The sequence below is a fragment of the Jiella flava genome (assembly GCF_017349315.1).
Classification (GTDB): domain Bacteria; phylum Pseudomonadota; class Alphaproteobacteria; order Rhizobiales; family Rhizobiaceae; genus Jiella; species Jiella flava.
In genome coordinates this window covers 38642-53889 of the sequence record NZ_JAFMPP010000013.1, presented here as the reverse complement: position 1 = coordinate 53889, position 15248 = coordinate 38642, and the positions used below count along the sequence as shown (strand labels likewise).

At 63.5% G+C, this 15248-nt stretch carries 15 protein-coding genes; 5 read left to right on the top strand and 10 right to left on the bottom strand.

Annotated elements, in window-relative coordinates; all coding sequences use genetic code 11:
* Positions 1-31: 31 nt before the first annotated feature.
* On the bottom strand, positions 32-595 hold the full coding sequence (locus tag J1C48_RS14390; RefSeq protein ID WP_207258688.1) for a polysaccharide biosynthesis/export family protein: 564 nt from the start codon (positions 593-595) through the stop codon (positions 32-34).
* A gap of 327 nt (positions 596-922) precedes the next feature.
* On the opposite strand from J1C48_RS14390, the gene J1C48_RS14385 reads away from it, so the two are divergent.
* Entirely contained in the window at positions 923-1597 is a 675-nt protein-coding gene (locus J1C48_RS14385; RefSeq protein WP_207258687.1) for a P-loop NTPase family protein, read from the top strand.
* A 10-nt stretch (positions 1598-1607) separates the two neighbouring features.
* On the opposite strand, the gene J1C48_RS14380 is transcribed toward J1C48_RS14385, so the two are convergent.
* Positions 1608-1817, bottom strand: coding sequence for a DUF2842 domain-containing protein (locus J1C48_RS14380; protein WP_207258686.1), 210 nt, complete (start codon positions 1815-1817; stop codon positions 1608-1610).
* 116 nt (positions 1818-1933) lie between these two features.
* On the opposite strand from J1C48_RS14380, the gene J1C48_RS14375 reads away from it, so the two are divergent.
* On the top strand, positions 1934-3025 hold the full coding sequence (locus J1C48_RS14375; protein WP_207258684.1) for a COX15/CtaA family protein: 1092 nt from the start codon (positions 1934-1936) through the stop codon (positions 3023-3025).
* Between the two features lie 157 nt (positions 3026-3182).
* A complete protein-coding gene (locus tag J1C48_RS14370) occupies positions 3183-3944 on the top strand; it encodes a dienelactone hydrolase family protein (RefSeq protein WP_207258682.1) in 762 nt (253 codons plus the stop codon).
* 63 nt (positions 3945-4007) lie between these two features.
* On the opposite strand, the gene argC is transcribed toward J1C48_RS14370, so the two are convergent.
* Both argC and J1C48_RS14360 read right to left on the bottom strand, forming a co-directional pair.
* Positions 4008-5063 (bottom strand): N-acetyl-gamma-glutamyl-phosphate reductase, encoded by a 1056-nt coding sequence (argC, locus tag J1C48_RS14365; protein WP_207258680.1) that lies wholly within the window; start codon positions 5061-5063, stop codon positions 4008-4010.
* Between the two features lie 161 nt (positions 5064-5224).
* Positions 5225-6364, bottom strand: a complete 1140-nt coding sequence (locus J1C48_RS14360) for a DegT/DnrJ/EryC1/StrS family aminotransferase (protein ID WP_207258678.1) — start codon at positions 6362-6364, stop codon at positions 5225-5227.
* Between the two features lie 462 nt (positions 6365-6826).
* Here J1C48_RS14360 and J1C48_RS14355 point away from each other — a divergent pair, with 462 nt between their 5' ends.
* Complete coding sequence (locus J1C48_RS14355; protein ID WP_207258677.1) at positions 6827-7405, top strand: hypothetical protein; 579 nt, start codon at positions 6827-6829, stop codon at positions 7403-7405.
* Positions 7406-7859: 454 nt separating this feature from the next.
* Here J1C48_RS14355 and speB read toward each other — a convergent pair whose 3' ends face one another.
* Positions 7860-8822, bottom strand: coding sequence for an agmatinase (speB, locus tag J1C48_RS14350; RefSeq protein WP_207258766.1), 963 nt, complete (start codon positions 8820-8822; stop codon positions 7860-7862).
* 141 nt (positions 8823-8963) lie between these two features.
* Between speB and J1C48_RS14345 the strand changes: the two genes are divergently transcribed.
* Positions 8964-9839, top strand: coding sequence for an SDR family oxidoreductase (locus tag J1C48_RS14345; protein ID WP_207258676.1), 876 nt, complete (start codon positions 8964-8966; stop codon positions 9837-9839).
* Positions 9840-10037: 198 nt separating this feature from the next.
* On the opposite strand, the gene rpmG is transcribed toward J1C48_RS14345, so the two are convergent.
* The 5 genes from rpmG to rnr form a co-directional block, all read right to left on the bottom strand.
* Positions 10038-10205 carry a 50S ribosomal protein L33 gene (rpmG, locus tag J1C48_RS14340; RefSeq protein WP_134760137.1) on the bottom strand — a complete coding sequence of 56 codons (168 nt, stop codon included), beginning with the start codon at positions 10203-10205 and terminating at the stop codon, positions 10038-10040.
* 235 nt (positions 10206-10440) lie between these two features.
* Positions 10441-11640, bottom strand: a complete 1200-nt coding sequence (locus J1C48_RS14335) for an MFS transporter (protein WP_207258675.1) — start codon at positions 11638-11640, stop codon at positions 10441-10443.
* A gap of 132 nt (positions 11641-11772) precedes the next feature.
* Positions 11773-12534, bottom strand: a complete 762-nt coding sequence (locus J1C48_RS14330; RefSeq protein WP_207258674.1) for an NUDIX hydrolase — start codon at positions 12532-12534, stop codon at positions 11773-11775.
* On the bottom strand, positions 12531-12974 hold the full coding sequence (locus J1C48_RS14325; RefSeq protein ID WP_207258673.1) for a DUF983 domain-containing protein: 444 nt from the start codon (positions 12972-12974) through the stop codon (positions 12531-12533). Before J1C48_RS14325 ends, J1C48_RS14330 begins: the two co-directional genes overlap by 4 nt.
* On the bottom strand, positions 12971-15244 hold the full coding sequence (gene rnr, locus J1C48_RS14320) for a ribonuclease R (RefSeq protein WP_207258672.1): 2274 nt from the start codon (positions 15242-15244) through the stop codon (positions 12971-12973). The genes J1C48_RS14325 and rnr overlap by 4 nt, the downstream gene beginning before the upstream one ends.
* Positions 15245-15248: the final 4 nt, after the last annotated feature.

The following is a 15248-nucleotide window of genomic DNA, read 5'->3' as shown; positions in this document are numbered from 1 at the left end:
GGGGTGTCGGGTCCGTCGGCGCCGTGCGGGCTTAAAACCACCGCTCGCGTACATAGACCGTGTCGCCGGGCATCAGCGGATCGGACGCCACGACGCGGCCGGTCAGCACATTGCCGCGGGTCTGGCGGGTGACATCGACATTTTCCTGCTCGGCGCGCGGCGTGAAGCCGCCTGCAATGGCCACGGCGTTCTGCACGGTCATGCCCGGCACATAGCTGTACTGGCCACCATTCGTGACTTCGCCCATGATGAAGAACGGTCGATATTGTTCGATCTGCACCGTGACATTCGGCTTGTTGAGATAGCCATCCGCATAGCGTTGGGAAATTTCTGTCTGCACCTGTTCGGCGGTGCGGCCGCGAGCCGGAACCTCGCCGATCAGCGGCAGCGAGACGAAACCGGCCTTGTCGACCGGATAGGTGTTGGTCAACCCGTCTTCGCCAAAAACGATCACCCGCAGCCGGTCGCCGCTGTCAAGGCGATAGGGCTGGTTGAGGCCGGCGTGAAACGCGTCCGGCACCGGATGATAGGAGGCGCAGGCCGGGAGTAAGGTCAAAGCAGTAATGGCGAGGAAAGTGCGATAGATCTTCTTCATGAACTCAAGCCCATTACGCGGTCGCCGAGTCGATATCGGATGGGTGAGTTATAAAATTGTTAGGGTTAATCCTCGGTAAACTCAGCGCGTCGAACGCGCCGCGGCCGTCACTTAACCAGACCGTTACGTCTCTTGTGCAGACTGCCGGTCAGCATTAAGCGCCAGTTTGGAGTTCGCGCTTGGAAGTGGGCGATCGATACGTGCGGGGGAATGTGGCCTCAATGTCGTGTCTGGCCCGTCCGCTTTCTGGCAGAATCCGAACGGCGAGGCCGGAGAAACGTGATGATCACGGGAAAGTCGACGCAGGCGAAAATCGCGGACACGATCATGGCGACGAATGAGTCCGGCCCGGGTGTGCCCGACGATCACGACAAGCGAGCGCCGCGGCCACAGGCCGCCGGCCAGACGGAGCCGGATGTGTCCGGCGAGCAGGTCGCCACGGCCAACGAACTGGCGACGGCAATCCAGTCGACCGGGATTGTGCGTCTGGTCGTCATGTCCACCCATCGCGAATTCGGCAATTTCGGCGGCCTTGAAGTTGCCCGCCGCCTGTCGAGTGCCGGCCGGGCGACGGTGCTTGTCGACCTGACCCCGGAAGGCTCGGTCAGCGCGAAGATGGGGCTGCCGCCGGATTGCGGCGGCTATGCGGATCTTCTGTCCGGCGGGGCTGGCCTGGCAGACATCATCCACCGCGATCACTACACCAATACCCATTTCGTTCCGTCGGGCGGTTTCGAGCTCGAACGGGCGGACGATGCCGCCTTTGGGCATCTCGGCCACGTCCTCGATGCCTTTTCCCAGGCCTATGACTACACGGTGATCGAGGCCGATCCGCTCGACATCCCGGAACTGCCGGCGATCCTCGACGAGAACACGGCGGTGGTGATCGCCGGGCTGCCGCATGTCGACGACCGGATGATCGACGTTGCCGACGATCTGCGGATGATCGGCATCGACGACATCGTCTTCGTGCCGATGATGCAGCGGCGCGGCGAGGGCTGAGCCGACAGGATCACCGTTTCGGCTTGGCTTCCATCCAGCGGATCAGGAGCATTGCCGGGAGAACCCAGAGCAGCCCCGTCGTGACGAAATAGAGAAGATGCACCCAGCCATTGGCGTCCGCGAGGTGCAGCGAGGCATAAGCCGTGGCGAGGACGGCATAGACCACGACGAGGACGATCAACACGATCGTTCCGATGAATTTCTTTAACCTGACCGGCACCGCCACCTCCCGTTTGCGAATGCTTGTCCTCACAGCCAACCCGCGACGGTCACCGTTCCGCGATGGGACGATCCGCGTGCTTGATCGCAAACGGCTTTAAGTGCAAAGCCGTGGCCATGAGTACTCTTGCCTATCGCCTCGATGTCAGCCCCGCAACTGCGACGGATCGCGATCGCCGGGCGGTGCGGATCTGGCTCTATGCCGTCGCCGCCATTCTCGTCGCCTTGGTGCTCGTCGGCGGAGCGACGCGCCTGACCGAATCCGGTCTGTCGATCACCGAGTGGAAGCCGATCCACGGTGTCATCCCGCCCTTGTCGGCGGCCGAGTGGCAAGAGGAATTCGACCTCTACAAGCGCATCCCGCAATACCGCGAAATGAACCAGGGCATGACGCTCAGCGGCTTCAAGGCGATCTACTGGTGGGAGTGGAGCCACCGGCTGCTCGCGCGTGGGGTCGGCTTCGTCTTCGCGCTGCCGCTCGCCGTGTTCTGGCTGAGCGGGCGTCTGGAGCCGTTCTTGAAGCCGCGTCTGGTCGGGCTGTTGTGTCTGGGGGGCTTCCAGGGTGCCGTCGGCTGGTGGATGGTGGCGTCGGGCCTCGTCCATCGCACGGAGGTCAGTCAGTATCGCCTTGCCACCCATCTGACGATCGCGTGTCTCATCTTCACCGCGACCTTATGGATCGCGCGTGGACTGGTGTCGCGACCGGCGTCGAGTGCGGCGCCCAAAGGCCTGCGACGGCTCGGCGTCGCGGTCGTCGCTCTGGCGCTGTTCCAGATCTATCTCGGCGGCCTCGTCGCGGGGCTGCGGGCCGGTTACATCTACAACACCTGGCCGCTGATGGAAGGAGCTTTGATCCCGCACGGCCTGTTGGCGATGGAGCCGCTCTGGCGCAACTTTTTCGAGAACTATCTGACGGTGCAGTTTGCCCATCGCTGCGGCGCCTATCTACTCTTCACTGCCACCTTCGTTCAGGCGATCGTCACCTGGCGCAAAGCGCCCGGCACCCGCTTTTCCCACGGCGCTCTGTTGCTGTTCCTGCTGGTCTGCGGACAAGCGGCGATCGGCATCACCACGCTGTTGCTGGTCGTGCCGATCGACTGGGCGCTCTTGCATCAGGCCGGCGGACTGGCGGTGCTGGCGACGGCGGTCGTTCATGCACGGGGGCTCGCCGGCAGCTATCTGGAAAAGACCGTGGTCGAGCCAACTTGAGCGGGTCCGATTGGCCGCTCGCGCCGCAGCCAACACCTGCTTCTGACAAATTCTTGATGTGGGATTGAGCGACGCGGGGCCATCGGTCGCTTCCCTGTCGCGCGCCTTAAGCTAGCCTTCTTCCATCACCGAAATCTTCGATGGGAGAGGGAACGGCATGACAAAGATGGCAAAACGGGCACTCGGCACAGCGCTTGCCGCGCTGATCAGTGCCCCTGCGATCGCCGGCGAGGCGGTCTCCTACAAGGCAGCGGGCGCCGATTACGAAGGCTATTACGCGAAGGCCGAGGGTGACTCCAAGGGTCTCGTCCTCGTCGTCCACGACTGGGACGGCCTCACCGACTATGAAAAGAAGCGGGCGGACATGCTCGCCGATCTCGGTTACGATGCCTTCGCGCTCGACCTTTACGGCGCCGGCAATCGTCCCGAGACGACGGATGCCAAGAAGGCCGAGACAGCCAAGCTCTACGAGGACCGCGAAGCGATGCGCACGCGGCTGATGGCCGGTCTTGACGAAGCACGGAAAAAATCCGGCGACGAAAAGGCGATCGTGATCGGCTACTGCTTCGGCGGGGCGGCGGTGCTCGAAATGGCCCGCTCCGGCAACGCCAAGGACATCGCCGGCTACGCCACTTTCCATGGCGGTCTCGAAACGCCGAAGGGTGAAAGCTACCCGGACAAGACCCCGCCGATCCTCATCGCCCAGGGCGGTGCGGACGAGTCGGTTCCTGTCGACGACGCCTTTGCGCTGGCCAAGACGCTCGAGAGCAAGGGCATCACCTACACGCTGGAAGTCTATTCCGGCGCGCCCCACGCCTTCACCGTCTTCGGCTCCGACCGCTATCGCAAGGTTGCCGACGAGGAATCCTGGTCCGCCTTCAAGGATTTCTTGAACCGCTACATGCCAAGCAAGAGTTAGGAATAGCGCACAGGCATGACGCGATATCTAAGAGCTGAGCGATAAACTCAGCTCTCATCGCTCTTACGGGAACAGCGGAAGCTGCTCGATGCCGGTGGTTTCGTCGAGGCCGAAGGCGACGTTGAAGTTCTGCACCGCCTGGCCGGCGGAGCCCTTCACCAGATTGTCGAGGGTCGAAATCACGATCGCCCGGCCGGGAATGCGATCCGGGATGACGTTGACGACGACGTAGTTCGAGCCGCGCACCATCTGCGTCTGGGGCAAAACATCCTCATCGGCGATGGTGACGAAGGGCTCGTTCGCATAAGTCTCGATCAGCTGATGGCGCAGATCGGCGGCGGTCTTGCCGGCGGCAAGGCGAAGATAGCTGGTGCACAATTCGCCCCGGCTCATCGGAATGAGATGCGGGGTGAAATTGATGCGCAAATCGGCAACGCCCGCCGCGACGCCGATCTCCTGCTCGATCTCGGGCATGTGGCGGTGCTTGCCGACGGCGTAGGGCGAAAGCCCTTCGCCGGATTCGCAGAACAGCGTGTTCTCCTTCAGACCCCGCCCGGCGCCGGAAACGCCCGACTTGGCATCGATGACGATGTCGGACACATCGATCAGCCCGGCCTTGGCGAGCGGCACCAGCGCCAGAAGAACGGCGGTCGGATAGCAGCCGGGGCAGGCAATCAGCCGCGCATTGCGGATTTTCTCGCGATAAACCTCGGTCAGACCGTAGACGGCTTCCGGCTGGATATCGGTGGCGCTGTGCTCGACCCCGTACCAGGAGCGATAGATCGCAGCGTCGCGCAGCCGGAAATCGGCGGACATGTCGATGATCTTCACATGCGGATGGCTGGCGAAGATCTCGCGGGTGATCGTGTGTGTCGTGCCGTGCGGCAGGCCGCAGAACACCGCATCGAGGGCGCCCCAATCGGCTTCGTCGATGGTGACGAGATCAGGCAGATCGACATGGGCGAAATGCTTGAAGACAGCGCGCATCGGCTTGCCGGCATGGCTGTTCGCGGTCAAAGCCACGATTTCCATGTTGGGATGGCGCAGCGCCAGGCGCACGAGGTCCGCGCCTGTATATCCGCTCGCACCGAGAACGCCGATCTTCAATTGTTCGGCCATGGCCATCTCCATCTGTCTCGCGCTGATCGGCGGCCCGTCTGGGTGCCGTGCCGATGTCCGCGGTCCGGACATCGGCGCCGCTCACGCGGCGAAAGCCGAGGGTCGTGGCGGGTTTACAGCATTTCACCGCGGCGTCCAGAGGGGACGCCGTCCGTTGCGGTTCAGCCCTTCACCGCGGTGGTGAGCGCGGCGACGATCCGATCCTGCGTTGCCTCGTCGAGATAGGCATGCATCGGCAGGCTGATCACGTCCCGTGATAGCGCGTCCGAGACCGCCAGCTCACCGCGAGCGACAGGAAAATGCTGATAGGCGGTCTGCCGGTGGAGCGGCTTCGGATAATAGATCGCCGTCGGCACGCCGGACTCGCGCAGCTTGCCTTGGACGCTTTCCCGATCGGTCCCAGCGGGCAGGCGGACGGTATATTGCGCCCAGGTCGAGACAGCATCGCGCAGCAGCGCCTGCGGCGTGACGATGCCGTTGAGCTGATCGGAATACCGCGCCGCGATGCGGCTGCGCGCTTTGATCTCATCGGGAAAAATTGCGAGCTTTTCCAGAAGGATCGCGGCCTGGATCGTGTCCATCCGGCCGTTCATGCCGATGCGGATATTGTCGTATTTGTCGTCGAGATTCTGCCCATGGACCCGCAGCGAGGTCATCACCGCCGCAAGTTCGGCGTCGTTGGTCTGCACCGCGCCGCCGTCGCCGTAACAGCCAAGCGGCTTGGCCGGGAAGAAGCTGGTCGACACGACATCGGCAAAGGCGCTGGAGAGCTGCCCGCCGATGGTGCCGCCATAGCCTTGCGCCGCATCAGAGATCAGCTTCAGGCCATGGGCGGCGGCGATTTCGCGGATCGCCGGATAGTCCGCCGGCTGGCCAAACAGATCGACCGCGATGATCGCGCGTGGGGTGAGCTTGCCCGCGGCCTTGACCTCGGCGATCGCTGCCTCGAGGCTCGCAACGTCCATGTTGAAGGTGCCCGGGTCGACATCGACGAAATACGGTACGGCATGGAGCCAGGCGATGACCTCGGCGGTCGCGGCAAAGGTGAAGCTCGGGCAGAAGACCGCATCGCCCGGCTTGATGTCCCAGGCCATCAGCGGCAGCGCCAGGGCATCGGTCCCCGAGGCGCAGCTCAGCGTGTGCTCCATGCCGCCAAAGCGCGACAACGCGGCCTCGAGCTCGCGCATTTCCGGACCCATGATGAAGGCGCCATGGTCGAGCACGGCGGCAATGCGCCGGTCCACCTTGTCGCGGATCCGGTCGCGTTGGGTCTGAAGGTCGATGAAGGGGATGGTCTGCATCTTGCGCGCCTTTTGGGGGAGAGCGAATCGCCAACGGTCGGCTAACGGAGGAGGTGAGCGAAAATATGCCCAAGCGCCACTCAAGTTTGGTGACCAAAGCTTACGGTGGTGATCGAATCTCGCGATCGTCGCGGTGAGCGGGCTCATGACCCGGGTCTGCCCCATGGCGCCTCGTCCGCACTCTCTCCATGGCCGCACCCCCATTTTCCGGTGCCGTTCAACGGAGCCCGAGCCTCTGCAAGGGACGGGGCCGCGCGGACGGCCATTCAGTGGCAAGGATTGATGTGTCGACGGTGACGGCCCGGCCCGGTCCCAAGCGGCGAAATGCTCAGTATGACACACAAGCGACGCACGTCCCCTTTGTGTTTTTGGATCGACAGGCAAATTGGAGACGGTCAAATTCCTGTTAACTCCAGAAAATAAAATAACCATACAAAAAGATAATAATTGTGGAGAAAACACATGCCCGTCCAAATGCGCTTACTGGTAAAGATGCCTATCTTTCTGCTGGCGACGGCTGCGTTGTCGGCCTGTGTTGATTCGAATCAACAATCATCGCAATCAAATGCTGGTGGCACTGGTTCTGCGACCTTTGCAAGTATGATCGAAGACGGTGGTCAGTGGGTGGCTTCAGAGAAAGCTCCGCCAGAAATCTTGAAAATCGGCTTGAATCTCGAGCAAATTCTGGCGGATAAGCGAAGTGTTTCGGCGAGCCGTGGCACGCTGGCACGTATACGAGCTTGGTCCAACGTCATAAATGATCTGGTCGGTCGAAACTACGATGGCGACTCGCAGTACAATGGCGGCGACTCGAATTACAACGGCGACGACGCGCAGTACAATGGTCGCGACCCGAAGTATGGTGGCAGCGACGCGCAGTACAACGGTGGCAAATCTAATTACAACGGTGACAACTCGAATTATAATGGCGGAGGATCCAACTATGGGAATTCCGCCGTCAATGCGTATAGCGGAGGCGATTCTGTCGATAATTGCAATGGCGCGATGGGAGACAATAACTGCACGCCGCCACCGGAGTAGCAGCACAACATGTGCGATGTCGGCAATGGCGCCTTGGGTGCGACGATCTCCTGCTGCACAGCTTTGTCTCGGTAAAGCAGCAAACGGTCGCGCCTTGAGCGGAGCGCCGAAGTACGGGGCCTGAGCAAAAGGCAAGTCCTTCCCAGCCAGCTCTTGGGTCGGAAGGCGTCAGCACTTTGCATTCCTCGGATGCGGATTAACGCTCAAACGCCTTTGGCTCAGAACCGGTGATGTCGCGCTGACGTCCGCTGCCGTTCGGCATTCGGGTGAAGGTCCGGACGGGTCCATTCCGTCGTTTCGACGATTCGCCTTACCCGATCGTCACATTCTCGCGCCATCAAGGCGAGCTGGGGTTGGAGCGCTTCGTCATTGATGGAAGCGTGAAAACGCTCTGGGTTCGTATGTTAGAGCCATTTGGGACGCAAAATCGGTTTCCGCTTTTGCTGGAATGTCTTTAGCCGGCCGCCTTCTCGGCGCGAAGACCGATCAGATACATCGCGACGGTCGAACCGGCGATGGCGGTGATATCGGCGTGATCAAAAGGTGGCGAGACCTCGACGACGTCCGCGCCGACGATCTGAAGATTTTTGAGATGCCGCAGCACGGCCAGAATCTTGGCGCTCGACGGCCCACCGGCGACGGGGGTGCCGGTGCCGGGTGCGACGGCCGCGTCGAGGCAATCGATGTCGAAGCTGAGATAGACCTTGGTGCCGCCAGTGCGCTCATAGATCTTGGCGGAGATCGCGGCGCTGGTCATCTCCTCAAGCTCCGCGCCGCCGACAATGTCGATGCCGCAGGTTTCCGGCGCATGGGTTCGAATGCCGATTTGAATCGACGTCGCCGGGTCGATCAGCTGATCCTGCACCGCGGCCTTGACGAAGGAGCCGTGATCGACCCGCAGCGCGCCGGCATCGTCCGTGGCGAGCGGCCATGTATCTTGATGGGCGTCGAACTGGACCAGCGACAATTTACCGTGACGGGCCGCATGGGCCTGCAGCAGGGGATAGGTGATCGAGTGGTCGCCGCCGAGGGTGAGGAGGAAGCCGGTTTTTGCAAGAATTTGTGCGGCCTCGTCGCGAATGATGGCGTGCGCGCGCTCCGGCCACCGGTAGTCAATGAGGCAGTCGCCATAGTCGATGACGGATAAGGCTTCGAACAGATCGCGCGCGAACGGATATTGCGGATCGTTGTCGAAGATCGCCGAGGCGCGGCGCAGCGCCTGTGGCCCGAAGCGCGTACCGGGGCGGTTCGACACAGCGCTATCGAAGGGCACGCCCCAAACGGTCACGTCGCTGCCGGCGACATCCTTCGTATATTTCCGCCGCATGAAGGAGAGGGCGCCGGCATAGGTCGGATCCGCCGCGGCGCTGCGATCGTCGGTGGCGGTAAAGGCGTGATCGATGGATTGGCCGGCCATTGCGAGCATTCCCGGATCGTTTTTCTGTCGTGCCACGCCAGTTAGAGCGGAGTGATCGGCAGGCGATGGCGACCGGTCCTCTTGCGCCGATCCGCGCAACGCGCCACTTTGACGTATACGTCAATAGGAGGATATCCGATCATGGTGGCGACGCTCAAAGGCAAGACCATCTTCATGTCCGGCGGCTCGCGCGGCATCGGCCTGGCGATCGCGCTGCGCGCGGCGGCCGACGGTGCCAATGTCGTCGTCGCGGCGAAGACCGATCAGCCGCACCCGAAGCTGCTGGGGACGATCCATACCGCCGTTGAGGCGATCGAGAAAGCCGGCGGCCAAGGCCTCGCCGTGTTCTGCGACATTCGCGAGGAGGCGCAGGTCGAGGCAGCGGTCGCCAAGGCGGTCGCGCGCTTCGGCGGGATCGACATCTGCGTCAACAATGCCTCGGCGATCCAGCTCACCGATACGCTGTCGACGGAGATGAAGCGCTACGACCTGATGAACGGCGTCAACGCGCGGGGCACCTTTCTCGTCTCGAAATGCTGCATTCCGCATCTGACGAAGGCCGCGAATCCGCATATCCTGACGCTCTCGCCGCCGCTCGACATGCAGGCGAAATGGTTTGCCGGTCACATCGCCTATTCGATGGCGAAATTCGGCATGTCGATGGTGACGCTCGGTCTCGCCGAAGAACTCAAGAGCGACGGCATCGCGGTGAATTCGCTGTGGCCGCTCACCGTCATCGACACGGCGGCGGTGCGCAACGTGCTGGGTGGGGCGCCACTGGCGGCGATCAGCCGGTCGGCGGACATCGTCGCCGATGCCGCCCATGCGATCCTGACCAAGCCGTCGCGCGACTATACCGGCCGCTTCCTGATCGACGAGCTGGTGCTGATGGACGAGGGCGTGACCGATTTCTCCCCATACGGGCCGGATAACGGCCAGCCGATGGCCGATTTTTTCGTGCCGGATACGGCCTTCGAACAGGCGCTGACCAAGGTCCAGCCGCAGCCCCGCCGTTGAGCGGGCGATGCGCTTTCAAGGTCCATTCTGACCCTCTGCGGATTTTCACTCGGCATCACCCGGTGTCGGACGCCGCGCCTTCGTCCGCAAGCCGATCGGCGCCGGGGAACGCAAAACGGCCGCGGCGAGGATTGCCTCTGCCGCAGCCGCTTCATGAATGCGAAAGCGCTGTGCCGGCGCGTTGGCGCCGTGCGGAGCTTACTTGATCTTCGTCTCGCGGAACTCGACGTGCTTGCGCGCGATCGGATCGTACTTCGTCTTGGTCATCTTGTCGGTCATGGTGCGCGAATTCTTGCGCGTGACATAGAAGAAGCCGGTATCGGCGGTGGAGAGAAGCTTGATCTTGATGGTGGTCGCCTTGGCCATGGTCTTCCTCGAATGATGCTACGCAGGAACGATCCCGGTCGGACAATCCTCCCGCAATCGACCGCTGGCCTGCGCCGATGGAAACGATGCCGGTCGACGCCTCAAAAGCGTGCGGTGAGAGCATAGGAATACACCCGTCGCTCTACGCCGGCAAAATCTGCGTCGGACAATAGCCACGCCTGCCAATCTGTCAAGAGATGATCGGCGCACCGTCTGGAAGAGCCGATACCGGGCTTTAGGTGCCGCGATCGACGACAAGGCGCGTCAGGACGAGCGACAGATAGACTGCGAAGAACGAAGCGAGCGACCAGGCAAAGCCGTCCGATCCGAAGAGGTCCATTGCCGTGCCGATCAATTGCGGCCCGATCAGCATGCCTGCCGAATAGCAGAAGATGAAGGCGGCGTTGGCGTCGGCGAGATCGGAAGCGGGCAGGCGCGAGCCGAGATGGGCCAGGCCTACGGTATAGAGCCCCGCCACGACGCCGCCCCAGAGGAACAGGACGCAAGCCATCAGCCACCAATCCGAGGCAAAGATCGGCAGGCACAAGGTGCCGATGAGGCCGACGCCGGCGCAGATCGAGAGCAGGATCCGGCGGTCACGGACATGATCGGACAGCAATCCGATCGGGATCTGCATCAAAACGTTGCCGATGCCGACGGCCGTGAGAAGCTGCGCGGCGCCGGCTTCGGTGAACCCCACCCGCTCCCCGAAGACCGGGAAGAGCGCGAAGCCGCCGGATTCCACCGCGCCGAAGATCAAGACGGCGCCGGTGGCGGCGGGGACGATATAGACATAACGCCAGAACGAGCCTTTGCGGCGATCCCTGGCGATGGCCGGCTGGCGGTCCCAGGCTAGAAACAGCGGAATGGCTGACGCGAAGATGACGCCGGCGCCGATGCCGAAGGGCACAAAGCCGTCCGAGCCGACCTGCGAGAAGATCCACGGACCGAAGGCGAATCCGAGCGACAGGACGGTGGCGTAGATGCCGAGAACAAGGCCGCGTTTGCCGGGGGGAGCGGCGGCGTTGATCCAAAATTCCGACAACACGAACAGCGCGGTGATCGAGAAGTGGAAGCTCAGCCGCAGCGGAAACCATGTCCAGAATGGTTGGAAAAGATAGAATCCGATCGCCGAGAGCCCGGCGACTAGAATCGCCAGAAGCATCGACAGCCGCACCCCAAGCCGCTGCGCGATGGGCGTGACGAGGGGCGCCGCGACCAATGACGCGACGCCGGCGACGGCCGTGTTGGCGCCGATCATCGAGGCGGAAATGCCGCGTCGTTCCAGGATAACGCTGAGCAGCGGCAGACCGAGGCCCAGCGCGATACCGACGGCGCTGATCGAGGCGATGGCGGCGGCAGCCGACAGCCAATCGACGGATTGAAGTTCGGCCTCGGCTTCGGCGACGATGTCGTCCGCGGTCGATCGATCCAAAATCCTATCCTCGAACTGGCATTCGAATCGGTGCGCCGGGCGTGGCCCCCGATCGTGAAACGGGTGTTTGGCAGACAATCACGACAGGTTGGCGGCAGCACCAACGCCGATCGGTGGACGATAAATCCCGCATCAGATCAGGCTTCTCGCGAATCGTCCTTCGATGACGCGATAGAAGGGCATCTTGCGGCGTGGGTCGAGCCAGGAGCCGTCGGCGATCCGCGCCAGCACGTCGTCGAGCACCGTGCGGGTGATCGGTGCCAGCGAAAAATCATCAAGCGCCGAGGTCGACACCCAGATGATGGTCTCGAACTCATCGGTCGGGGGCGCGAAGACTTCGGGGACAGGGGCAAAGCGTTCGGCGTCGAGCGCGAAAAAGCGGGTGTCGAAGCGGCGCGGGGCGCCCTCGGGGGTGATGGCTCTGGCGACCGGCACCAAAGGCGCGACGGCGGGGCCGAGGCCGGCCTCCGCGAAGGCCGCGAAGGCGTCGGGAAGGGGGCATCGATCAGCCGCCGCGTCGCCGATCACCAAGCCGGTTTCCTCGAATGTCTCACGCACTGCCGCTAGCGTCAGGGCGGCCGCTTCCTGCGGGCCGAAGCCGGGCGCGACGTCGGCCAGGAGTCGCTCGCTCACAGGGCCTGGGAGCGATACAGTTGCGGCCAAGTGCCGATCGGCCTCGTCCACCCGTCCACCGGGGAAGACGAAGCGATTGGCCATGAAGACGTGGGCGCGGCCGCGCAGCCCCATCAGGATCCGCGGCTCGCTGCCGCTGCGATCGACGATGACGACGGTCGCAGCGTCGTTGACGGTGGCAGAGCCGCCGGCGCCGACACCGCGGGCGGTCACGGCTCGACGTTCCGCCTCCAGCGCCGCAAGCGGCTCGTCATCGCTCACCCGATCGTCTCCTCGGGGGCGCCGTGATCGGAAAACCCGCCCATCCTCAGCGCCCATTGCAGGCCGATGGTCGCGCCCTTCAAGGGTTGCAGCAATCCGAGGCTCAGCACCAGCGTCACCGGCACCCAGATCGCCAGTTGCTGCCACATGGACAGCTCGACCGACTCGTCCAATGCCAGGAAGCCGGCGACGACGAGGTGGCCGACGATGAAGATTGTGAGATAGGGTGGCAGGTCGTCGGCGCGGTGGTGGTGGACGTCGAGGCCGCAATTTTCGCAGCGCTCGACCGACTTCAAGAAACCCTTGAACAGCCGACCCTCGCCACAGCGTGGGCAGCGGCCCTTGAAGCCGCGCCAAAGCGACGGAGCGAGCGGCCGTTCCAAGTTCACTTGACGCCAATTTGCCGGGGCAGACGGCACGCTGTGCTGATCCTCGCTCATCGACGTTTCTTCACCTTCGAAGCGACGTTGCGATCGCGGCCCTGGCTGCGGCCCCGCCGCGCCGTCTTGTGAAAAGAGGCGGTCGACCGCGGCAGCTTGCGCGGCTCCGACAGCATCTCGAACTGTAGGGAGCCGGCCAGAGGCAACGCCTCAATGAGACGAATGTCTACCGGATCCCCCAGCCGATAGCCATGGCCGGAGCGGTCGCCGACAAGGCTGTGACTGGCTTCGTCATAGTGGAAATATTCATTGCCCAGCGTCGCGATCGGCACGAAACCGTCGGCCCCATAGGTCGGCAGCTGGACAAACAGGCCAGCCTTGGTGACGCCGGCGATCCGTCCGTCGAAGCTCTCGCCGACACGCTCGGCCAGATGGTGGGCGATCAGCCGATCGACGGTGTCGCGTTCGGCCGCCATCGCCCGGCGCTCGGCCCGCGAGATTTCCTCGGCGGTCTGGGCGAGCAAGTCTTCGTCCTCGCGGCTGAGGCCGCCTTCGCCGAGCGACAGCGCGGTCACCAGCGCCCGGTGAACGATGAGATCGGCATAACGGCGGATCGGCGAGGTGAAATGGGCATAGCGCGGCAGGTTGAGGCCGAAATGGCCGATATTGTCGGGCGTATAGACCGCCTGGGACTGGGAACGCAGGACGACTTCGTTGACGAGGTCTTCGTTGTCGCCGCCCCTCACACGGGCAAGGATCTGGTTGAAATGCGCCGGCCGCAGCGCGCCGGCCTTGGCGAGCGGAATTTCCAGCGTCTTCAGAAATTCGCGCAAGCCTTCGAGCTTTGACAGCGATGGCGCGTCATGAGCCCGGTAGATCAGCTGTTGGCGCTTGGTCTCGAGGCTTTCGGCCGCCGCCACATTGGCGAGGATCATGAATTCTTCGATCAGCTTGTGGGCGTCGAGCCGCATCGGCACCACGACCTTCTCGACCCGGCCGGCGGCGTCGAGCTTCAGCTTACGCTCAGGCAGATCGAGTTCGAGCGGCTGGCGGCGCTCGCGCGCGGCGCGCACCAGGCGGAACGCCTCCCAGAGCGGCTTCAATACGGTTTCAAAGATCTCAGTCGAGACCTCTGCCCCGCCGTCACCAGCGATCGCCGCCTGCGCCTGCTCATAGGCGAGCTTGGCACGGCTGCGGATCATCACCCGGTGAAAGGTGTGCCGGCGCTTGTCGCCTGAGGCGTCGAAGACGAGCCGCACGGCGAGCGCCGGGCGATCCTGACCTTCGCGCAGCGAGCACAGATCGTTGGAGATGCGCTCCGGCAGCATCGGGACGACGCGGTCGGGGAAATAGACCGAATTGCCCCTGAGCCGTGCCTCGTTATCGAGCTTCGAGGCGGGTCGCACATACCAGGAGACGTCGGCGATCGCGACGGTAACGACGAAGCCGCCGGGATTTTGCGGATCTTCGTCCGGCGCGGCGTGAACCGCGTCGTCGTGATCCTTGGCGTCGACCGGGTCGATGGTGACGAGGGGCAGATGGCGCCAATCCTCCCGGTCCTTCATCCCGGCGGGGCCGGCGGCCTCCGCTGCGTCGAGCACGGCTTTTGGGAAGACATGCGGGATGCCGTGGACATGCAACGCGATCGAGGAGATCGCGCGCTCGGAATTCACTGAGCCGACCACTTCGACGATACTCGCCACCGGCAAGCCGATCCGCCGCCGCGGGCCGGCTTCGATCTCGACGAGATCGCCGTCGCGGGCCTCTTTCGTGTCGCCGGACAAGATCAGATATTCGAGCTGCTTGCGTTCGACCGGCTCGACCCGGCCGCCACCACCTGGCGTCGCGCGAAAGACGCCGAGCGAGAGGGTGCGGCGCTTTTCGAGGACGCGGATGATTTTCAGATGGCGCTCGCCACCCTCGCCATCATCGACCAGGCGGGCGAGAACGCGTTCGCCGACGCCGGGCGCGGCGCCCTTGTTGCGATCGATGCGGATCGGAATGCGCGGCGGCTCACCATCCTCCGACCGGTCCCAGGTGACCGGCTCGCCGAGCAGCGCACCTTCCGCGTCGCGCCGGCGGATTTCGAAGACGCCGACCGGTGGCAGCGCGCCAGGCGTCTTGAAGCGGCGACGGTCGCCGGAGATGACGTCCTCGGACTGCAGCTCGGCGAGCAGCATTTTCAGCGCGATACGGTCGTCGCCCTTCACGCCGAAAGCCTTGGCGATTTCGCGTTTCGAGGCACGGCCGGGATGGTCGGCGATGAAGCGCAGCACGGCTTCACGGGTGAGGGCGGGCGTCTCGTTCTGTCCGGCCGTGCGTCGCGCCATACCC